21 protein-coding genes and 1 riboswitch are annotated in these 20,481 nt (G+C 69.9%); of the genes, 10 read left to right on the plus strand and 11 right to left on the minus strand.

What is annotated here, in order from left to right:
* Positions 1 to 1,637, minus strand: a 1,637-nt coding sequence (locus tag AC1DHD_RS04685; protein ID WP_476878585.1) for an SWIM zinc finger family protein, incomplete at its 3' end; no start/stop codon positions are given.
* 163 nt (positions 1,638 to 1,800) lie between these two features.
* Between AC1DHD_RS04685 and AC1DHD_RS04690 the strand changes: the two genes are divergently transcribed.
* On the plus strand, positions 1,801 to 2,700 hold the full coding sequence (locus AC1DHD_RS04690) for a DMP19 family protein (protein ID WP_476878586.1): 900 nt from the start codon (positions 1,801 to 1,803) through the stop codon (positions 2,698 to 2,700).
* Here AC1DHD_RS04690 and AC1DHD_RS04695 read toward each other — a convergent pair.
* Entirely contained in the window at positions 2,697 to 3,248 is a 552-nt protein-coding gene (locus AC1DHD_RS04695) for a COG4315 family predicted lipoprotein (protein ID WP_476878587.1), read from the minus strand. The two genes, AC1DHD_RS04690 and AC1DHD_RS04695, sit on opposite strands and share 4 nt — an antisense overlap.
* 151 nt (positions 3,249 to 3,399) lie before the next feature.
* On the opposite strand from AC1DHD_RS04695, the gene AC1DHD_RS04700 reads away from it, so the two are divergent.
* Positions 3,400 to 3,900 carry a sigma-70 family RNA polymerase sigma factor gene (locus AC1DHD_RS04700; protein ID WP_476878588.1) on the plus strand — a complete coding sequence of 167 codons (501 nt, stop codon included), beginning with the start codon at positions 3,400 to 3,402 and terminating at the stop codon, positions 3,898 to 3,900.
* Entirely contained in the window at positions 3,897 to 4,595 is a 699-nt protein-coding gene (locus AC1DHD_RS04705; protein ID WP_476878589.1) for an anti-sigma factor family protein, read from the plus strand. Before AC1DHD_RS04700 ends, AC1DHD_RS04705 begins: the two co-directional genes overlap by 4 nt.
* Before the next feature lie 16 nt (positions 4,596 to 4,611).
* Here the strand turns inward: AC1DHD_RS04705 and AC1DHD_RS04710 are convergent, their stop codons facing one another.
* Positions 4,612 to 5,430 (minus strand): DUF1206 domain-containing protein, encoded by an 819-nt coding sequence (locus AC1DHD_RS04710; RefSeq protein ID WP_476878603.1) that lies wholly within the window; start codon positions 5,428 to 5,430, stop codon positions 4,612 to 4,614.
* 162 nt (positions 5,431 to 5,592) lie between these two features.
* Positions 5,593 to 6,516: a tRNA (guanosine(46)-N7)-methyltransferase TrmB gene (trmB, locus tag AC1DHD_RS04715; RefSeq protein ID WP_476878590.1), complete on the minus strand. Its 924-nt coding sequence runs from the start codon at positions 6,514 to 6,516 to the stop codon at positions 5,593 to 5,595.
* A gap of 104 nt (positions 6,517 to 6,620) precedes the next feature.
* Between trmB and AC1DHD_RS04720 the strand changes: the two genes are divergently transcribed.
* The gene (locus AC1DHD_RS04720; RefSeq protein WP_476878604.1) at positions 6,621 to 7,862 is read left to right on the plus strand and encodes an MFS transporter; all 1,242 of its coding nucleotides are present in this window, start codon (positions 6,621 to 6,623) and stop codon (positions 7,860 to 7,862) included.
* An 83-nt stretch (positions 7,863 to 7,945) separates the two neighbouring features.
* Here the strand turns inward: AC1DHD_RS04720 and AC1DHD_RS04725 are convergent, their stop codons facing one another.
* A complete protein-coding gene (locus tag AC1DHD_RS04725) occupies positions 7,946 to 9,235 on the minus strand; it encodes an MFS transporter (RefSeq protein ID WP_476878591.1) in 1,290 nt (429 codons plus the stop codon).
* 24 nt (positions 9,236 to 9,259) lie between these two features.
* Positions 9,260 to 10,519 carry a M20 metallopeptidase family protein gene (locus AC1DHD_RS04730; RefSeq protein WP_476878592.1) on the minus strand — a complete coding sequence of 420 codons (1,260 nt, stop codon included), beginning with the start codon at positions 10,517 to 10,519 and terminating at the stop codon, positions 9,260 to 9,262.
* Positions 10,520 to 10,670: 151 nt separating this feature from the next.
* Here AC1DHD_RS04730 and AC1DHD_RS04735 point away from each other — a divergent pair, with 151 nt between their 5' ends.
* The 3 genes from AC1DHD_RS04735 (at position 10,671) to AC1DHD_RS04745 (ending at position 15,447) form a co-directional block, all read left to right on the plus strand.
* Positions 10,671 to 11,702, plus strand: coding sequence for an Lrp/AsnC family transcriptional regulator (locus AC1DHD_RS04735; RefSeq protein ID WP_476878593.1), 1,032 nt, complete (start codon positions 10,671 to 10,673; stop codon positions 11,700 to 11,702).
* 86 nt (positions 11,703 to 11,788) lie between these two features.
* Entirely contained in the window at positions 11,789 to 13,207 is a 1,419-nt protein-coding gene (locus tag AC1DHD_RS04740) for an MFS transporter (protein WP_476878594.1), read from the plus strand.
* 341 nt (positions 13,208 to 13,548) lie between these two features.
* Positions 13,549 to 15,447, plus strand: coding sequence for a DEAD/DEAH box helicase (locus AC1DHD_RS04745; protein ID WP_476878595.1), 1,899 nt, complete (start codon positions 13,549 to 13,551; stop codon positions 15,445 to 15,447).
* A gap of 80 nt (positions 15,448 to 15,527) precedes the next feature.
* Here AC1DHD_RS04745 and AC1DHD_RS04750 read toward each other — a convergent pair whose 3' ends face one another.
* The 5 genes from AC1DHD_RS04750 to AC1DHD_RS04770 form a co-directional block, all read right to left on the minus strand.
* Positions 15,528 to 16,178: an MBL fold metallo-hydrolase gene (locus AC1DHD_RS04750; protein ID WP_476878596.1), complete on the minus strand. Its 651-nt coding sequence runs from the start codon at positions 16,176 to 16,178 to the stop codon at positions 15,528 to 15,530.
* 20 nt (positions 16,179 to 16,198) lie between these two features.
* Positions 16,199 to 17,209, minus strand: a complete 1,011-nt coding sequence (locus AC1DHD_RS04755; protein WP_476878597.1) for an aldo/keto reductase — start codon at positions 17,207 to 17,209, stop codon at positions 16,199 to 16,201.
* A 192-nt stretch (positions 17,210 to 17,401) separates the two neighbouring features.
* Positions 17,402 to 17,776 (minus strand): DMT family transporter, encoded by a 375-nt coding sequence (locus tag AC1DHD_RS04760; protein WP_476878598.1) that lies wholly within the window; start codon positions 17,774 to 17,776, stop codon positions 17,402 to 17,404.
* Positions 17,776 to 18,099 carry a DMT family transporter gene (locus tag AC1DHD_RS04765; protein WP_476878599.1) on the minus strand — a complete coding sequence of 108 codons (324 nt, stop codon included), beginning with the start codon at positions 18,097 to 18,099 and terminating at the stop codon, positions 17,776 to 17,778. Before AC1DHD_RS04765 ends, AC1DHD_RS04760 begins: the two co-directional genes overlap by 1 nt.
* Before the next feature lie 9 nt (positions 18,100 to 18,108).
* Positions 18,109 to 18,174: riboswitch (guanidine-III (ykkC-III) riboswitch) on the minus strand.
* An 84-nt stretch (positions 18,175 to 18,258) separates the two neighbouring features.
* On the minus strand, positions 18,259 to 18,873 hold the full coding sequence (locus AC1DHD_RS04770) for a HutD/Ves family protein (RefSeq protein ID WP_476878600.1): 615 nt from the start codon (positions 18,871 to 18,873) through the stop codon (positions 18,259 to 18,261).
* Between the two features lie 86 nt (positions 18,874 to 18,959).
* Between AC1DHD_RS04770 and AC1DHD_RS04775 the strand changes: the two genes are divergently transcribed.
* The 3 genes from AC1DHD_RS04775 to AC1DHD_RS04785 all read left to right on the plus strand — a co-directional run.
* The gene (locus tag AC1DHD_RS04775; RefSeq protein ID WP_476878601.1) at positions 18,960 to 19,559 is read left to right on the plus strand and encodes a phosphoribosylanthranilate isomerase; all 600 of its coding nucleotides are present in this window, start codon (positions 18,960 to 18,962) and stop codon (positions 19,557 to 19,559) included.
* A 144-nt stretch (positions 19,560 to 19,703) separates the two neighbouring features.
* Complete coding sequence (locus AC1DHD_RS04780) at positions 19,704 to 20,255, plus strand: YceI family protein (protein ID WP_476878602.1); 552 nt, start codon at positions 19,704 to 19,706, stop codon at positions 20,253 to 20,255.
* A gap of 75 nt (positions 20,256 to 20,330) precedes the next feature.
* A partial coding sequence (locus tag AC1DHD_RS04785; protein WP_476878605.1) for a YccF domain-containing protein occupies positions 20,331 to 20,481 on the plus strand: 151 nt, incomplete at its 3' end.

The following is a 20,481-nucleotide window of genomic DNA, read 5'->3' on the forward strand; positions in this document are numbered from 1 at the left end:
AACCAGTCCCGCTGGTCGGTGGCCTTGGTGGAGATGGACACCACGGGGGCTTCCTCGGCCTCGCGGTAGTCGGCGATCTCCCCGGCCGTGTCCACGGACACGTCCGCCAGTTCGCGCAGCGCGGGCAGGACCTCCTCCGTGAAGGCCAGGGTGTCCAGGCCGCTGAGTTCCGCCGACGCCGCAAGCCGCGGCGTGCCCCAGCCGCCGGTGGCCGACTCCCCGAGTTTCGGCACCACGTCCCAGGGCTGCCCGACGGTCTCCAGGATGCGCGCCTCGGCGGTGTCGTCGCGGTAGCCGTGGTCGCCGGGGTGCCGCCAGAGAGGCTGGGCGGTGACCAGGGTCCCGGCCTTGTAATGCCACTCCCAGTGCAGCCGGACCCGGTGGTCGGCGCCGTAGTTGGCCAGCAGGGACAGGGTGGGAACGGCCAGGGTGGGCAGCTCCACCGAGTCGTCCGAGGCCGTCACCCGGGCGCTCTGCTTCAGCTTGGGGTAGAACCCCGTGAGGAAGCGCCCTTCGTCCCGGGCCGGGATGTGCAGCGTGGTGCCGCCGGTGACGAACGTCAGCAGTTCCTCGCTGAGGCCGGACTCCAGGGGAGCGAGGGTGATCGCGGACTCGCCGGGGGCGACGCCGGGCAGCGCGCCGTCGTCGGAGGTCAAAAAGATGCCGTGCGCCGGCCGGCCGATGGTCCCCACCGACGCGGGATCAATCTCGGTGCCCTCCACCGTGATGGTGGGCGCGAGCGCCAGCCCGCCGTCGGCCTCACCGGCGCCGAACCGGGTCAGGTTGAGCCCGACGGCTGCCGGCTGGTCCGCCAGCCGCACGGGCTCGTCGCCGCGGCCGTGGACCAGGGCCACGCCGATCTTTCGGGCCTCGGCCAGCAGGCTCCAGAGGTTCCTGCCGGCGTACGTGTTGAGCCCAAGCCACGGGGCCGTCCCGGCGTGCTGGCGGTTCGCGACGGCGGTGTGCGAGGCGAGGAATTCCAGCATCCACTCGACGTGGGCCTCATTGCACTCGCGCCGGTAGTTGAGGTAGCTGAGGGTGTTCCACGAAACGTCCCCCCGGATCCACTTGCCCTTGGCCCCCATGATGACGGGCCGGGCCTTGAGCTGGCGGACGCTGCGCAGCGGGTCCCGGCGGCCGGTGTAGGAAAAGTGCGGCGCCGGTTCCTCGATCTCGAACTGCAGCGCCAGGGGAACACCGCTGGCGGTCGGGGTGCTGCCCGGCCGGGCAAGCAGCGGGCCCAGGGCCTGTTCCCAGTCCGTCAGCCCCAGTGCCGAGGGCTGGCGGGACAGCCGGGAGGATTCGGCCGGGGCGAGGAGCTGGACACGGGTTGCGGGGTTGTCTTCGGCAGCAAACAACAGCGCGGCAACGTGCTTGCAGTCCTTGCGGACCGGGCAGCTGCACACCCCCACCGTGCAGCTCCAGCCGCCGCCTTTGCGGACCAGCTTCGCCGTCGTCGAGTAGGGCACGTCTGCGCCGCCGCGGACCTTTCCGAGCATGAGCCCGGTGGCGGCGTCGAAGGAGATCCCGGAGACCCGGCTCCCCATGGCGTAGGCGAGTCCGGCCGCGAGGGAGCGGTCGTTGATCGCGGGAGTCTGTATTGCCAGTGCCGCACTCTCGTCCGGATGGGATGGCATGTGCGCACTACTTTCAGAAGTTGGTCATCTGATCCATCTTAACCAGCCAGGAGGGGCCCGGAAACTTCGCCTGACGTTCACCTCCCGCTGGGCCGGTACGGAACCGGCGGGACATACCGTGGAAAGGACCGGAGCAGCAATCACCACCACCGTGAGGAATTCCATGAGCACCAGCCTGACCTCGAGCCCGACCGCCACCGGCAACGCCCCGGTCCTGACCCGGGAGAGCCTCTCCGGCGGCAATGTGGACGTGGTGGATGCGAACGTCGACGTCGTCAACGCAATGTACGCCGAACTGCTCGACGCCGAGGAGATCGCCCCCAGCGCCCTGCGCAGCTACTACGTGGACTTCTACCTGACGCAGATCCTCGGCGGCGGATTCGCCCAGTACGTCTTCACCGTGCCGGAACGCGAAGAGATCGACACCTACGTCCGTGAGGGGCTGGCGGCGATGGGGGCAACCGCGCACCTGGACCTGTTCAACCGGAGCGCCGCCGCCTACGACTCGCTCTCCGAGGACGAGGCCGACGCCTACCTGGACGGGGACTCCCTGCTGGAGGCCGACGCCGGTGCGCCGCCGGTATCGGAGGGGGTCCAGCTCCTGGAACAGCTCGACGACGAATTCGAGCCCCTGCTGGAAACCGAGGACATTGTGGCCCTCAACGCCGCGTGGCTTCGCAGCCAGCCGGACCTCCTGGTCCTGGACGCGGACGAACTGGACCGGCACATCCACGAGCGGGTGTCCCGGATCCCGAACCTCGCCGAGCGCCAGGCGGAGGCGGCCGAGGAAGAGCTCGCCAGCGCGCCGGAATTCGAGCTGATCATCCGGGAACTCTGCGAGGTTGCGGGGCAGACCCTGCTGAAGATCACCATGGGCGACCCGAACTACGACCTCAACGGCGAACGGGTCCTGGCCTGGCACTTCACCACGGACCAGGGCGAGTTCCTGATGCTCGAGGATGACGACGAGGCCTACATGATCCACCCCGAGACCCGTGAAGTGGTGGCCGCCGTCGAGTTCGAGGACGAATCCGACGGCGGCCCGGAGGCTGCCGGGGCCTAGTACCCGCCGGTGGCGCCGGCGGTGATCATGTCGCCGGCAGGGTTCACCAGGTACCAGACGTTGCCGACGCCCTGGCCCGCGACGTCGCCGGGGGCACGGTCCTTGACGTAGTAGTAGACCGGCATCCCGTTGATGGTGACCTGCTTCTTGCCGTCCGGCGTGGCGATGGTTCCGATCTTTCCGGAGACGCCGTCCACCGCCGGGGTGGCGGAGTCGGTGAGCACCGGCGGCCACGCGGCGATGCACTGTCCGGTGCAGGCGCTGGTGCCGGAGTCCTTGGTGTCCTTGGTGAAGAAGTAGACGCTCATACCCTTGGCATCCACCACCACCTTCCCGGCGCTGGTGGAGGCGGTCTTGAGTACCGCGGCCGACGCCGGGGTGCCGGACCCTGCGGTGGCGGAGGTGGATGCCGGCGTGCTTGCCGCCGACGTGGCAGGCGTCGTTGCGGCGGCCGGGGGCGTCGTCGTGGTCCCGCTGCCCCCAGCACAGCCGGAAACGGCCACCGCGAGTGCGAGGGCGGACWGGGTGGCGCCGAAGTGCTTGGTCATTATTGGCTCCTTGGCTCGGTGCCGGCCATCTCGCAGTCCGGCTAGCTGTTACGACGGCGCCAGGTGAAGAATGGTTCAAAGAAGCTTTGTGAACTTTTTCGCCGGAACGTACGTCCTAGTGGGGCAGCAGCACTAAGCCCGGAGGTGTCGCATGCCGCTGGATGAAGACGTCGTGGCCGCGATCTACCGTGACCACGGGCCCGCCTTGCGGCGGTTCGTGCTGGGCGTCTGCCACGACCCGCAGCAGGCGGATGACGTCGTGCAGGAAACGGTGCTCCGCGTCTGGCAGCAGGCGCCGCAGATCACCGGCAGCCTGCGCAGTTACCTCTTCCGGACGGCCCGCAACATCATGATCGACAACTACCGCCGGGCGCAGCGCCGCCCGCGGGAGGCCGCGGAGCGGGATATGGCGGATCCCGCCGGGGCGGTGGAACGGGTCGATGAACTGCTCAACAGGGTCCTGATGGAGGAGGCCCTGCTGCGTCTTAGCTCCGAGCACCGGGATGTCCTGGTGGCCCTGCACTACCGCCGCTTCACCGTCCAGGAGGCCTCCGAACAGTTGAACATCCCGGCCGGCACCGTGAAGTCCCGCGCCTTCTACGCTGTCCGCGCCCTGCGGACTATCCTCGACGAAATGGGGGTGCAACAGTGAGCGGGCCCGATCTCCACCAGTTACTCGGCGCCTACCTGCTCGGCGGGCTGCCGCCTGCCGAAGCCGCGGACTTTGAACAGCACCTGGCCGGCTGCCGGGACTGCCGCCGCGAGCTCGATGAACTCGCCAGCCTTCCGGCGCTGCTGGACGCGGTCCCCGTGGCCGACGCCGTCGCCCTCACCGGGCCGGCCCGGGCCGTCCCCGCGTCGGCATCCCCGGCCGGGATACTCGCTGGCACCGTACCGGACGCTGTACCCCGGGGACTCCTCGCCGCGATCGCGGCCCGTCGGAGGAAAGCACGCGTCCTCTGGTCCGCGGCGGTGGCGGCCGCGGCTGCAGTGTGCCTGGCGCTCGGGTTCCTGGCCGGACCACTCCTCACGCCGCAGCCCAAGCCGGACGCCAGCTACTCCATCGCGGCCGGCAACGGCCTGCAGGTCACGGTGGGCCTGGTCAAGAAGACGTGGGGCACCGAACTGGCGGTCGAAGGCAGGAGCATGCCGGTGGACGGGACCCTCTCGCTCTGGGTGAAGGGCCGGGACGGCGGTGAGGACCGGGCCTGCGCGTGGACGGCAACGCCCAGCGGCAAGGTCCGCATCACCGGGGCCACCCCGCTGCAGCTGGCCAGCATCGCGAGCCTTGAGATGCGCGACGGCCGGCAGCAGACGGTCGCAGTGATTACGGTTCCGCGCCCGTAGGTCCGGGCGCGGGGGCCTACATCCGGCCGAGCCGGGCCCGGACGGCCAGGAAGATCCCGTAGCAAATCAGGCCCGCGCCGACGGCCGCCAGCATGTACACGCCCAGCGGCTGGTCGCGCAGTGCCTTCAGGCCACCGTCGAGCCCGGTTGATTCTGCGGGGTTGGCCTTCACTGTCGCGATGATAATCAGCAGGCCGGTCAGCAGCAGTGCCACACCCTTGGCGGCGTAGCCGGCGATGCCGGCGACGGTCACCCCGGTGCGCGCCTGCTGGTTGGATGGCAGCCGGATGTATTTGAGGAACGACTTCCGGAAACCGCGGATGGCGTAAACCACTCCGGTGATGGCGACGGCGGCTCCAATGACGATGAGCAGCAGGATTCCGCCGGGCGCCTTCATCAGCTGCACGGTCAGGTCGCTGGTGGAGCGCCGGTTGTCGGCGTGGGTGCCCAGGGCCACCGAGATCAGGCTGATGGCGAAGGCGGCGTAGACCACGGCCTGCAGGGCGGCCTTGAGTTTCTTGCCGACCTTCTTTTTGGTGGGCAGGTGGCTGAAGTCGAAAATGGCGTCGCTGGTCTGCCAGAGGGCAAGCGCCACGCAGGCGACGAAGGCGCTCCACAACAGCAGCGGGCCGCCCGGCTGCCTGGCGAGTTCCGCCACAGCGCCGCTGACGTCGGCCTGCCCCCGCCCGCCCATGGCGAGGCGGATCGCGACAAGTCCGATCAGGAAATGCAGGATGCCGGAGACGGCGAAGCCTGCCCGTGCCGCGTATTCCAGCGGCTTGGAGTTGGTGACTTCCTCGGCGACGTCCGCGGCGCCTTTAAGTTCTTCTTTGATGGTCGGTCCCTCGCGTTTTCTGGCTGTGCTCTCGCCGGCGCGCCCTCGTCCGCCGTGCGTATCCGGTAATCGTGCCACGGGAATCCGCCGCGGAACAGCACCTTGGAAGCAGCTGTTGTCCGGGTGTGCCCTGGCCTCGGCCGGCCCGGCCGTCGGCTGGTCTCAGCGGCGCCGGTAGCAGAGGTCGAAGATCATCCGGCCGGCCTCGTGGGCCTTGCCCTCGAAGCTTGTCAGGATCCGTCCGTCGAACCGGGGCGCCCAGCCCCCGGTCCCGTCCACACCCTCATTGGGCCCGGTGTGCTCGGTGCTGACCGGGGCCCGGCCTTCCTTGACCGGGGCGCCGCCCACCACGGATTCGACGCCGGACTCCCAGACCTGGGTCAGCGGGCTGTCATCGCCGCTGCGCTCGCCTTCATGGAGGTTCTCGAAGTCCACCGAGTTGGCCAGGACCTCGCGGACGTGGACAGCGTAGTTGGACCAGTCGGTGGCGATCCGCCAGATGCCGCCGGGTTGCAGCGCCCGGGCGGCGAGGTCGGCGAAGGCCGGCTGGATGAGGCGGCGCTTGTGGTGCCGGGACTTGTGCCACGGGTCAGGGAAGAACACCCAGAGTTCGGTGACGGAGCCCTGCGGCAGCATGGTGGCGAGGACCTCGGGGGCGTTCGCTTCGACCACACGGACGTTGGTCAGCCCGCGGCTGTTGATCTTGATGAGGGTGTTGGCCAGGCCGGGGGTGTAGACCTCCACGGCCAGGAAGTCCTTGTCCGGGTTTTCCTCGGCGGCGTGGCAGACGGCGTCGCCCAGGCCCGAGCCGATTTCCACGATCAGCGGGGCCTTCCGGCCAAACTCCGCCTCGGCGTCGAACACGTAGTCGGGGTGGACGGAGGTGTTGGCGATGTGCCGCGGCACGTCGACCGCCCACCGGTCCGAGTGTTCCTCCCAGGCCGCCTGCCGGCGCCCCTGGAGCCGGGTGCCGCGGCGCACGAAGCTGACCGGCCGGCCGCCGTAGGTGCCGAAAGAGGCCTGGCTGCCGGGTGTCACCGGGCGGGGGCCCTCGGGCGTTTCGGGGGATTCTGGGGTTTCACTCATCACGTCCAGAATACGGGGATCCTTTCGGCGCTGCGCGCTCCGCCTGCCAGAATGGGACCGTGACAGCACCGAAGAACGCGCCCGGYCCGCGTGCCCGCCAGCCGCTGCAGGCGGACACCCTGGTGGACGCGGAGATCGACGATGTACCCGCCGCGGAGCCCACCGTGCTGGGCAGCCGCCGGTCACTCGCCTATCTGGGGGTGTGCCTGGTGCTGATCGGGTTGAACCTCCGCACTGTGTTTTCCAGTTTCGCGGCGGTGCTCCCCGAGGTGAGGGTCGACGCCGGCCTGCCGGGCTGGGCGGTCGTGGCACTGACCACCGCACCGGTGACGCTGCTGGGCCTCTTCGCCCCGCTCGCGCCCGTGCTGGCCAGACGGTTCGGGGCCGAACGGGTGCTCCTAGGGGCGATGGCCGTGCTGACCGCGGGTCTGCTGCTGCGGCCGCTGGACGCGCCCGGCGCCGGCCACCTGCCCGCCCTCCTGCTCGGTACGGCGGCCTGCGGCGCGGCGATTTCGCTCTGCAATGTCCTGCTGCCCGGCCTGGTGAAACGCGACTTCCCGCACCGGCTGGGACTGATGGGCGGCCTGTACACCACGGCGATCTGCGCGTCCGCGGCGCTCGGCGCAGGTTTCACGTACCCGGTGTTCAGCGCAACCGGCCAGTGGACGGCGGCGCTGTGGTTCTGGGCGCTGCCCGCCGGCGTCGTTCTCCTGCTGTTCCTGCCCCTTGCCCTCAGCCAGCGGCACGGACGGCACCAGGCCGCCGCCGGCGGCGTCAACGTCTGGCGCTCGGCCGTCGCCTGGCAGGTGACCGGCTTTATGGTGCTTCAGGCCATGATGTCCTTCAGCGTCTTCGCCTGGCTGGCGCCCATCCTGCGTGAGCGCGGCGTCGACGGCGGCACCGCGGGGCTCATCGTGTCCGGCTCGATCGTGTTGCAGATGCTGGGCTCCCTGTTTGCGCCCGCGCTCGCCGCCCGGCTCCGGGACCAGCGCGCCATTAACACGGTGGTGGCGCTGATGACCGGCGGCGGGTTCGCCCTGAGCATCTTCGGACCCCTGGACCTGGTCTGGGTGTGGACCGGGCTGCTGGGCCTGGGCCAGGGCAGCCTGACGGCGGCGGCCCTGACCATGATTATGCTCCGCACCCGGGACGGCCATACCGCCGCGCATCTGTCCGGGATGATGCAGGGCGTGGGCTACGGCGTCGGGTCCGTCGGCACGCTGCTGGTGGGCCAGCTGCACCAGGCGACCGGATCTTTCGCCGCGGCGGGTGTCCTCTTCCTGGTGGTCGGATCCCTGGCCGGCGTGTTCGGTTACCGGGCCGGCCGGAACCGTTACGTCGGCTGACTAACCCGCATACCCCGATGCGCTATCACTTGTGGTTGTTCCGGGGCGTCCAGAACAGCCAAAAGTGATAGCGCAACCAGGGTTCAGGCGGTGAGGTCCTTGGCCTTCGTCTCCGGGATGGTGAAGACGCAGAGGGCGGAAATGACCAGCAGGATCACCGCGTAGACGTTGAACAGCTGCGGCATCTGCACGGTGGTGCCCAGCCACTGCTGGAGGTACGGTGCCGTGCCGCCGAACAGTGCCACGCAGATGGAGTAGGGCACCCCGACGCCCACGGTGCGGATGCTGGTGGGGAACAGCTCGGCGTAGACGGCCGGGACGATTGCGGCGCTCGCGGCGATGAAGATCAGCATGACGGACATGCTGACGGCCAGCTGCCAGGCGGAATCCTTCAGCAGCGCCGTCATCGGGAAGTGCATGATGCCTGCGCCGATCGCCCCGGACCACAGCACTTTTTTGCGGCCGATGCGGTCGGACAGCTTGCCCCAGAACGGGAGTGCGGCGATGAAGACGATGTTCCCGATCACGCCGGCCCACAGGGCTTCGCCGCGGTCGATCTTCAAAGCGGTGGTGGCGTAGCTGGGGGCGACGACGCCCCAGATGTAGTAGATCACCGTGAGGCCCACCGTCAGCCCAATTACCTGCATGGCCTGCTTGCGGTGCCGGACAATCTGCGGCCAGATCGGCGCCCGCTTCTCGGCCGAGGCCTCGCCTGCGAAGACGTCCGTTTCGTGCAGCCGGGACCGCATGATCAGGGCGTACAGGCCCATGGCGGCACCGATCAGGAACGGAATGCGCCAGCCCCACGCGTTCATCATCTCCGTGCTCAGGGCCATGTTCAGGACGGCGCCGAGCAGGGTCCCGAACAGGATGCCCACCGTGCCGGAGGTGTAGATCAGGGTGGCCCAGAAACCTCGGTGCTCCCGGGGCGCCATCTCCGAGAGGTAGGTCTGCGACGACGGCAGCTCGCCGCCGTGCGCCAGGCCCTGCACCAGGCGTGCCACGAGGAGCATCAACGAGGCCCAGGCTCCCACCGCCGCGAACGTCGGGGCGATGCCGATCATCAGGCTGCCCACCGACGCGAGGCCAACGGCCAGGGTCATGGACGCCTTGCGGCCGATCCGGTCACCGATCCAGCCGAACAGGAAGCCGCCGAAGGGGCGGGCGACGAAGCCGACGGCGAAAATCGCCAGGGTGGACAGGACGGCCGACGCCGGATCGGCCTTGCTGAAGAGCTGGCTGGCGATGAACGGCGTGAACGTGGCGTAAATCGCCCAGTCGTACCATTCGACGGCGTTGCCGATGCCGGTGCCGATGAGTGTCTTGCGGGTGGAGGTCCGGGGTGCCGTGGGCAGGGACGTCGTTGCAGTCATGGGGTTTCTCCGTTGAGGGGTGGGCTAGGAAAGGGCCGGAGCGGCGGCGCTGCTGCCCGGGCCGGAAGGAGCTGCGGCGGCAAGCGCGTCCAGCCGGGAAACGGCGAGCTCCGCGTAGAGGGCGGCGCCGTCGGCCAGCACGCCGTCGTCGAACGTGGCGTAGGGGGAGTGGTTGAACGCCGTGGACTTGTGGTCCGCGTCCCGGGGAACAGCGCTGAGGCCGATGAACGTGCCGGGGACCTCGGCGAGGACCCGCGAGAAGTCCTCGGAGCCGCTGAGCGGGGTGGCCCAGCGGGCGACCCGGGAATCGCCGAACAGGTTCTCTATGACGTTCTCCGCGGTGCGTGTCTCGTCCTCGTCGGTGATGGTGAGCGGGTATTCCTGCTGGTAGTCGACGTCGACGTCGAGCCCGTGGGCCGCCGCGATGCCTTTGAGCAGGCGCGGCACGGTGTCCATCATCTTCTGCCGGGATTCTTCGGAGAAGGTCCGGATGGTCGCCTCGATGCGGGCGGTCTCCGGGATGATGTTGCGTTTGGTGCCGGCCTGGAGCACCCCGACGGACAGGACGACGGGGTCGAACATGTTGAACTGGCGCGTGACCATCACCTGCAGCGCGGTGACCATTTCGGCGGCAGCGGTGACGGGGTCCTTGGCCGAGTGCGGGGCCGAACCGTGGCCGCCGGCGCCGAGGACCGTGACCGTCAGGCCGTCGGAGGCGCTCAGCATCACGCCGGGCTTGGTGCAGAACATGCCGTGCGGTTCGAGGGCGGAAAAGACATGCATTCCGTAAGCCGCATCCACACGCCGGCCCGGGGCGTCCAGGACGCCTTCGCGGATCATGTAGCTGGCCCCGTCGAACCCTTCCTCCCCGGGCTGGAACATCAGGACGACGTCGCCGGCAAGCCGGTGCCGGCGTTCGGACAGCAGGGTCGCCGCCCCGGTGAGCATGGCGGTGTGCAGATCGTGGCCGCAGGCGTGCATGGCCCCGTCGATCCGCGAGGTGTAGTCCACGCCCGTCTTTTCCTGGACCGGCAGCCCGTCCATGTCCGCACGCAGCAGCACGGCCGGTCGGGTATCGGCGCCGGCAGCCTCTCCGCGCAGGACCGCGGTGACCGACGTCGTATCCCGGCCGAGCGTGATCTCGTACCCGAGCCCGTCGAGGGCCTGCAGGACCTTCTCCTGGGTCCGGGGAAGCGTCAGGCCGATCTCCGGTTCGCGGTGCAGTTCGTGGCGGAAGCGGGCGAGGTCCGCCTGCATTTCCCGGGCGTCTGCGGTGATCGGCACAAGTTCTCCTCTGTGGTCTGTCCTGCCGGGTTCGGCCCGGCGTAGGCTTTCGTCTATTCTGAAGTGACCTGACTCACAGAGGCGGAAAGCCCTGAAAAAATGCAAAAAATGAGTCGTCCTGCAGATTTCGTGCACCACCAGAGGGAGACTGATGGAACTGAGCGAGGACGACCTTGCGCTGATCAACGTCCTGCAGATCGCGCCGCGCCTGAGCTGGGCGGACGCGGCGGAGGTGCTGGGGGTCCACGCCACCACGCTCGCCGCGCGGTGGGAACGGCTGCAGGCCGCGGGCGTCTCCTGGATCACCGCGCACCTGATCGGCGACCCGCACCAGATGTGCCTGGCGTTCGTCGCCGTGGACTGCGAAATGCACCGGCGCGCGGAGGTCACCGCCGAGCTCGCCGGCATGCCGGAAATCGTGACCGTGGAGGAGGCCGCCAGCCACCGGGACCTGATGCTGACCGTCATCACGCCCTCGCTGGACGACTTCAGTTCGAAGGTGATCTCGCGGCTGAAGGAAATTGACGGCCTGCTCAAGTACCAGACCGCCCTGTGCACGCGGCTGCACGCCAGCGGCGGCTCGTGGCGGCTCAATGTGCTGAGCAGGGCGCAGCAGGCCGCCGTGCGCGCCCTGGCCGGACCGGCGGCCACCGGGATTGCCCCGTCCGCGGCCCGGGACGAGCTGCCCGCCAGCCACCTGGCGCTGCTGCCGTACCTGGCCCGCGACGGCCGGGCCACCGCCGCGGACATCGCCCGCGGGCTGGGGCGTCACCCCGCCACGGTGCAGCGGCAGCTCAACCGGGTGCTGGCCAGCGGGATCCTGTCCTTCCGCTGCGAGGTGGCCCAGAAGCTCTCCGCCTTCCCCGTGACCTGCCAGTGGTTCGTCAACGTCCCGGCCGGCCGGCACGACGCCGCGGCCGCCGAGCTCAAGACCATGCGGAACGTGCGGTTGAGTGCGTCCACCACGGGCCCGACGAACTTCGTGATCATCATGTGGCTGCAGTCCCTGGCGGACGTGATGGGCATCGAGCTCGCGCTGCAGCAGAAGGTCCCCGGGATCGAGCTGGTGGAAAGTGTCATCATGCTCAGCACCGTCAAGCGGGTGGGCTGGATGCTGGCCCCGGATTCGCGCGCCAGCGGCGCCGTGGTGGTTCCGTCCCAGGGGCTCGACGGCGTGGGCTAGGTCCGCGGGGCCGGTGCCAAGGCGCCCGGGCTTGAGCCGTCCCGGCGCCCGCGTCGCCAGGGCGCCGCTCTTGTAGGCTGTGGCACGTGTCCCGAACTGACCCGCCCGTGCCGCGCGCTGACCCAGCGACCGAGGCTGCCGGCATCTTCCACCGCAGCTACCTGCTGGTGACGCTGGGTGCCCTGGCCCTCGTCTTCCTGGCGGCCTTCGAGTCCCTGGCGGTCACCACCATCATGCCGCTGGTCAGCCGCGAGCTCGACGGCGCCAGCCTCTACGCCCTGGCCTTCGCGGGCCCGCTGGCCACCGGSGTSATCGGSATGGTGGCCGCCGGMAACTGGTCGGACCGGYGYGGCCCGGTGGGSCCGCTGTACGCGTCCGTGGCGTTGTTCGTGCTGGGCCTGCTGATCGCCGGATTGGCCGGGACTATGGCCGCGCTCCTCGCCGGCCGGCTGGTCCAGGGGCTGGGCGGCGGCGCCATGACCGTGGCCCTGTACGTGGTGGTGGCCCGCGTCTACCCGCCCGTCCTGCACCCCAAGATCTTCGCCGCCTTCGCCGCGGCCTGGGTCATACCCTCGCTCGTGGGCCCGTTCGCGGCCGGGCTCGTGGCGCAGCTACTGAGCTGGCACTGGGTCTTCCTCGGCGTCGTCGGCCTCGTGGTTCCCGCCCTGCTGATGGTTGTCCCGGCGGTGCGCGGGCTGGCCGCCGACGGCGACGCCGCCGCCGAGCCGGCCGCCGCGCCCCGCAAGCCGTGGGACTACAGGCGTCTGGCCTGGGCCGCGCTCGCCGCCCTTGCGGTGCTGGGCCTGAACCTGTCCGTCGAGCTCCCGGCCGGCGGTTGGGCCCTGGCCGCCGTCGCCGTGGCTGTTGCCCTCGTGGCCGTCCGCCCCCTGGTTCCCCGGGGGACGCTGACGGCCCGCCGCGGGCTGCCCGCGGTCATCCTCGCCCGCGGGCTCGCCTCGGCCGCCTTTTTCGGCGCCGAGGTCTACCTGCCGTACCTCCTCGTGGACCGCTACCAGTTCTCGCCCACCTTCGCCGGCCTGACCCTCACCGGCGGAGCCCTCGCCTGGGCCGGGGCCTCCGCCATCCAGGGCCGGCTCGGCGCACGGCTGCAGCACCGCCGTGCGATCAGGATCGGATCGGCGCTGGTGCTGGGTGCCGTCGTGCTCGCGCTGGCAACCACCCTGCTGGGCTGGCCGCCGGCGGTTGCGATCACGGGCTGGATCTTCGCCGGCGGCGGGATGGGGCTGATGTACCCGCGCCTCAGCGTGATGACCCTGGCCCTGTCCACCAAGGACACCGAGGGCTTCAACAGCTCCGCGATGTCCATCTCCGATTCCCTTGGCGGCGCCCTGGCGCTGGCTGCCACGGGGATTGTCTTTGCGGCGTTTACGACGGCGGCGGGCCACGGCGCCGCGCCGTTCGCCGGGGTCTTCGCGCTCACCGCCGTGATCGGCGTCGTCGGCGTGGTGGTGGCGCCCCGCGTCGCCGCCACCGGCCCGGTCTAGGCGCCCTGCGGGGGTGCCCGGAAACGGGAGCTGGCCCGCAGATGATAGACTGGTCGGACTTGATGTGCAGTGATGCCCACTTTGGATTCGGTTGGCCAGTTCCAATTCGCCGGCCGGATCCCCTGCAGGATTCCTCCGGGACTCCGGCCGCAGGCGGTGGGCTTTATTCATGTGAGAGGCACATCCTGCGTCGATGAACGCGTTCTATTTGGTCCCGGCCGCCTGCGGAAGCCTGCGAGCAGCCCGGTTGACCACCTGACTTTTCTTCGGCGAACCCCTGGGCCAACCGGCACCGGGGGCCGATATCCGTACGGATACCGCCTGAAAGACCTTTGAAACATATGACTACTTTTGCTGCCCTCGGCACGCCCAAGGCCCTTGCCGACACCCTCACCGCCCAGGGGATCGAAACCCCGTTCCCCATCCAGGTCAAGACCCTCCCGGACACCCTGGCCGGACGCGACGTCCTGGGCCGCGGCCGCACCGGCTCCGGTAAGACCATTGCTTTCGCTATCCCGCTCGTCGCACGTCTCGCGGAGCGGGAAGCGGCGCACTTCCGCAAGCCCGGCCGCCCCATGGGCCTGGTCCTTGCACCCACCCGTGAACTGGCCACCCAGATCAACGCCACGATCGAGCCGATGGCCAAGGCCATGGGCCTGACCACCACCGTGATCTACGGCGGAATCTCCCAGGCACGCCAGGAGAAGGCCCTCCGCGCCGGCGTCGACATTGTCATCGCCTGCCCCGGCCGCCTCGAGGACCTGATCCGCCAGCGCATCCTGACCCTCGAAGCCGTCGAGATCACCGTCCTGGACGAGGCCGACCACATGGCCGACCTCGGCTTCCTCCCGGTGGTCAAGAAGCTGATGGACATGACCCCCAGCCAGGGCCAGCGCCTGCTGTTCTCCGCCACCCTGGACAACGGCGTGGACAAGATCGTCCAGCGCTACCTGTCCAACCCGCTGACCCACTCCGTGGACGACCCGCAGGCCGCGGTCACCACCATGGAGCACCACGTCCTGGTGGTCAACGACCAGACGGTCAAGAAGCAGCTGATTGTTGAGCTCGCCTCCGGCGCCGGCCGCCGGGTGCTTTTCATGCGCACCAAGCACCACGCCCGCAAGCTTGCCAAGACCCTGACCGACGCCGGCATCCCCGCCGTCGACCTGCACGGCAACCTGTCGCAGAACGCCCGTGACCGCAACCTCGCCGAGTTCTCCTCCGGCGACGTCCGCGTCCTGGTGGCCACCGACGTCGCCGCCCGCGGTGTCCACGTCGACGACGTCGAACTGGTCATCCACGTGGATCCGCCCACCGAGCACAAGGCGTACCTGCACCGCTCGGGCCGCACCGCCCGCGCCGGTTCCGACGGCACCGTGGTCACGCTGACCCTGCCGGAGCAGCAGTCCGACGTCAAGAAGCTGATGAAGGCTGCCGGCGTGGAGGTCAACTTCGAGCGCGTCACCGCCAACTCCCCGCTGGTCGCCGAACTGGTGGGCGAAATGGCCGACAAGATCGATCCGCGCACCCGCGCCGCGCTTCTGGCCACGAAAGCCAAGCAGCAGGGCGGCGGCACCTCCACCGGTGCCAACGCCGAGCGCAAGCGCGCCCGCCGCCAGGCTGCACCCACCGCCGGCGGCCGCGGCGGACGCGGTGGCCGGGGCCGGGTCTCCGCCGAGGCGCCCCGCACCGATCTTCCCCGCGCTGAGCGACGCGCCGTGGCTTACGAAGGCCAGGCCGCTGCCCGCAACGCCGCCGAGCGTGTTGCCGAAAAGAACCAGGACCGGGCCGACGCCGAGCGCGCCGAGCGCCGCAACGCCCGGGGCCGTGGCCGCACCACTGCCTACGCACACCACAACGATGTTCCCGCCGCCGGCGGCCGCGCCTCAGCCGGCCGTGGTGCGGACGCCCGTGTTTCCGAGGGCCGCGACGCCCGCGGGGCTTCGGCGGGCCGTGGAGCTTCCGCAGGCCGTGGCGGCTCTGCTCCCCGCAGTGGCTCCGGCCGCACCGGCACCACCTCCGGCGGCCAGCGCAACGGACGCCCGGCCACCGGCCAGCGTGCCGCGGCAGGCGCCAAGTCCGGCGGTTCCGCAGCAGTGTGGTCCTCCAACACCGGCGGCACCTCCGGCGGATCCTACGCAGGCGGCGGCAACGGCCGCTCCGGCGAAGGCCGTCCGGCACGCAGCGGCGGTCCCCGCCGCGCGTCGGCCCCGGCGTCGAACGAACGCCGCAGCCGCTAATCCCCAACCGCTCCCTAACCTCGCAAGCCGAGCTTGCGAGGCGAGGGGGCCGGTGGGGAGCACTCGATGAGGTTCGGGCCCTACCAGCCGCGGGCGCGCCACTCCTCCAGGTGCGGGCGCTCCGCACCCAGGGTGGTGGGCTTGCCGTGGCCGGGATGCACCACGGTGTCGTCCGGATACACCTCGAACAGCCGCTCGCTGACGTCCCGGATCAGCTGGGCAAACCGTTTGGGATCCTGCTGCGTGTTGCCCACACCGCCCGGGAACAACGAGTCGCCGGAGAAGATGTGGGCCGGCCCTTCCGGATCCTGGTACACCAACGCCACGGACCCCGGGGTGTGGCCCCGCAGGTGCACCGCGGTGACGTCGAAACCGTCGAAGTTGCCGACGTCGCCGTGGTCCAGCAGCACATCCACCGTCACCGGCAGTTCGGGGGCGTCGTCGGTGCCGGCCGCCGTCTTCGCGCCGGTGGCCGCCGCGAGGCCCGGCAGCGCACGGACATGGTCCCAGTGCTGGTGGGTGGTGGCGATCAGCGCCAGCTTCGGCGTCGCGGCCGTGTCCGCGGCGGCGTCGGCAAGCAGCCCCTGGATGGCGGCCAGGTCATCCGCCGCGTCGATCAGGAGCTGCGCGCCGGAGGCCTTCGCGGTCAGCAGGTACACGTTGTTGTCCATCTCGCTGACGGAAATCCGTCGGATGGTGATGTCACGTAACGAGTGAATAAGCGAGTCCATGGGCTTCAGTCTAGGACTGTCTATTCGCGGCCCTGGGAGACCCAGCTCGGGTCTGCGGCCCGGGATCCGACGACGGCGTCCGCCGCGGCGTCGAGCCTCTCCAGTTGCGCCGGGCTCAGGTCCAAAGCCAGGGCGCCCAGGTTCTCGTCGATCCGGTCCGCCTTGCGCGTGCCGGGGATCGGGACCACGGGCAACCCGAGCCTGCGGCCCTGCACAAGCAGCCACGCCAGCGCCACCTGGGCCGGCGTCGCGGGGTGTCCGGGGCTGCCGAGCTCGGCCGCGACGGACCGGACCGCGGCCACCACAGCCTGGTTGGCGTCCAGCGCGGTTTCGGCGAAGCGCGGAATGTTTCGGCGGAAGTCGTTGCTGCCCAGCTTCGAGGCGTCGACGGTGCCGGTGAGGAAGCCCCGGCCCAGCGGCGAGTACGGCACAAACCCCACGCCGAGTTCGGCCGCCGCCGGAACCACGTTGCGTTCCACATCGCGGCTCCAGATGGACCACTCGCTCTGGACGGCGGCGATCGGGTGGACGCTGTTGGCCTCGCGCAGTTCCTCGGCCGTCACCTCGGACAGCCCAAGGTGCTTCACCTTTCCGGCCTGCACCAGCCCTGCCATGGCCTCCACGGTTTCCACAATCGGAACGCGGACGTCACGGCGGTGCATGTAGTACAGGTCGATGGTGTCAGTGCCGAGGCGCGCCAGGCTGCGGTCCACGGCCTGCCGGACGTAGGCGGCGTCGCCCCGGATGTCCGAGTACCCGGTGGACGGCGTCCCCACGAGGGCGAACTTGGTGGCCAGCTGGACCTCACCCCGGCGCTCCTTGAGGAGCTGGGCGATCAGCTCCTCATTGCTGCCGCCGCCATAGATATCAGCTGTGTCGATGAAGCTCACGCCCGCGTCCACCGCGTGGTGCAGGGTGGCCAGCGCCTCGGCCGGATCTACCTCGCCATATACGGGGGTCAGGGCCATGCCGCCGAACCCCAGGGGACTGACGCTGAGGCCGTCGCCGAGCTGGACTGATGCTGCCGTCATCTTGGGTCTCCTGTTCGCTGCCGGAAGTGCCGTCCCAGCCAAGAACCTCACCCGGCGCGGGAGTATTCCGGACGTCCGCCGGAGGGATCTCCCCACCTTTGACTGTTGCGCGGGCAGTACGACGGCGCGCCGCCGGGACACGCCGTCGTACTGCCCCAACCGTGGGGAGATTCCGCGGGGGAGCGGCGGTTGCTAGGGCCCCGACGCCGGTTCAGCCGCCTCTTTCGTCCCGGGCAGCAGTTTCAGTCCGGCCGCGCAGGCCACAATTCCCGCGATGAAGAGCAGCTTCAGCGGGCTGGCGGGTTCGACGCCGGCGGCCATGGCCCAGCCCACGGTCAGGGCCGCGCCGATCCCCACCCAGACGGCGTAGGCGGTGCCCAGCGGGATGCGTTTCACGGCCATGCCCAAGCCCACCATGCTCAGGGCCGCGGCCACGGCGAAGATAAGGGTGGGCAGCAGCCGGGTGAAGCCGTCGGATTCGCCGAGCGCCGTGGCCCAGACCGCCTCGAGCACTGCGGAGGCCAGCAGGACCAGCCACGCCGGGGTTGCCGGGCGTGCCGCTGCCATTACGCCACCACCTTCAGGCCAACCACGCACGCCGCGATGCCGCCAAGCAGCAGGATCCGGCCGCGTGTTGCAGGTTCGGCYTTGGTGATCATCGCGTACACGGCGGTCAGGACGACGCCGGCGCCCACCCAGACGGCATAGGCGGTACCGGTCGGGATGGATTGCATGGCGACGGCCAGGCCGCCGGTGCTGGCAACGACCGAGATGAGGAACACCGCGGCCGGAGCAATCCGGCGGCGGCCGGTGGCCTGCGACAACCGGTGGAGGGCGGCGGCCCACACGGCTTCCAGGGCGCCCGAGAAAACAAGGATTAACCACGACATAACAGCTCCTGTGGCCAGTCTTGTCGCGTGCCGGGTACTGAACCGTCGTCCGGAGGCCGCCAGAAGGGGCCTTGCTGCCAGCCTAGCAACGCCTTACGGGAGGGGCGAGCCGGTGTTCGGCCGCCGCTTCTGGCGATGGGAGGGGAGGGGGTGGGCCCGCTAGTCCGTGGCCGGATCGATCGACACGACGGCGAGGAAGCCCCGGCCCAGGATCTCCGGGGGAGCGGTGTCCGAACCGACGACGGCGTCGTACCGTTCCAGCGTCACGGGCTCAGGAGCTGAGCCTGCGTCGGGACCAGCGTCCCGAGTCCCCGCGCTCACGGTGGCCTGGCCTTGCAGGAAGATGCCGAACTGGCCTTCGAAGACCGGATGGGCCCGCTTCTTGGAGAGCTCGATGATGGAGGTGTAGCCCTTGAAGGCACCGTGGCGGGTGATGACATTCAGGTCGCGAAGGTCGCCCGTGGGCAGTTCCCCGGCGGCCTCGGCGTCGCCGGAGAACCGGAACGGCCGGTATTTCTCCAGCGGATGCTCGGCGCCGTCCACGGTGAGCAGCAGCAGTTCGCCCTCGACCACCGTCAACACCCGTTCCATCCCGGAGTACTGCGAGAAGGCCCCGGCGCGGGTGACCTCCGCGATGCTGACGCGCCAGTCCCAGCCATCACCGGCCGCTGCKCCCCGGCCCGCTGCCTCCGGGTGCCTGGCGAGTTCGCGGGTCACCCCGCCGCCGTTGCGCCAAGGGACGGGTTTGAGCTCGGCGTAGCGGATGATCTGCATCGACCCAGCCTAGCCGCAGCCCGGCGCGGCGACCGCCCCGGGCTTGCTACCGTCAAGGTAGGACAAACGCTGAGGAGTGAGCCGGAATGTTCGTCAAAGTGTGCGGCCTGAGCACCATCGAGTCGGTACGGACTGCGGTGGGTGCCGGGGCCGACGCGATCGGTTTTGTGCTGACCCGCAGTCCCCGCGAGGTGGCCCCGGCTGTGGTCCGGGACCTGCTCGCCGAGGTGCCGGAGGGGGTGCCCGCCGTGGGCGTTTTCCGGCACGAGACCGTGGCGGAGGCCGTGGCCCTGGCCCGTGCGGCGGGGCTGGAGTGGGTGCAGCTCCACGGCCCCCGCACTCCGGCGGACGTACACGAGGTGCACGACGCCGGCCTGAAGATCATCCGCGCCGTCACCATGTCCGCGGCCCCGGAGTCCTTCGCGGACTGGGGTGAAGAGCTGTTGCTGATCGACGCCGCGGTGCCCGGCTCCGGCGAAGCCTGGGACTACGCGTCGGTCYGTGCCCTGGGGCTGGAAGGACGTCAGTGGCTGCTGGCCGGCGGCCTGGATCCGGAGAATGTGGCAGCGGCGGCCACCGCGGCCRGCGCCTGGGGTGTGGACGTCTCCTCCGGCGTCGAGCTATCCCGCGGGGTCAAGGACCCCGCGAAAATCCGGGCCTTTGTGCAGGCGGCCAAGGGGCACTAACCCGCGGCAGGACTCCACGCCCGCTGGTCGGCGGACCGCCGGCCGGACGCACCTACCGCCGTGCGGGCTTCCTCGTTAGCATGCTTGGTAGGGCCTCCGAACCCCGGCGGCCCCGCTCGTCACCTACGTGAAGGAGAACCGGTTATGACCCTGCCCGAAGGATTGACCCCCGGCGTCTGGACGCTCGACATGTCGCACAGCGAGATCGGATTCAGCGTTCGGCATGCCGGAATCAGCAAGGTCCGGGGCCGCTTCAACGAAGCCAGTGCAGAGGCACGCGTCCGGGAGTCCCTGGCCGACGCCAGCCTGCACGCCACCGTCAAGACGGCGAGCTTCGATTCCGGCGACGCCAACCGGGACGGCCATGTGCGCGGCCCGGACTTCTTCGACGTCGAGAACTTCCCCGAGATGACCTTCCGCGCAACGTCCGCCAGGGGCGACGGCGGTGACTACGTGCTCACCGGCGACCTCACCATCCGCGGCGTCACCAAACCCGTGGACCTGGAAGTGGAGTTCACCGGCGTCGTGGTGGACCCGTTCGGTGCAACCCGCGCCGGATTCAGCGCCGAAACCGATATCAGCCGCAAAGAATTCGGCCTGACCTGGAACGCCGCCCTCGAGGCGGGCGGCCTGCTGGTCAGCGACAAGGTCAAGATCAACGTCGAAGCGGCGCTGGTCAAACAGGCCGACGCCTAAGCAACGGTCCGGATCAGGGGTTGATCAGGGCGAACCCCTGGTCCGGAACCGGCGCCCGCGGGGGAGAATGAAGCCATGAAGACACTGCTCAACATCATCTGGCTGGTTTTCGGCGGCCTCTGGCTGGCCGTCGGGTACTTTATTGCGGGCGTCGTCTGCTGCCTGCTGATCGTCACCATCCCGTGGGGGCTCGCCTCCTTCCGCATCGCGTCCTACACCCTGTGGC

The organism is Arthrobacter sp. 05L45_2 (assembly GCF_056397525.1).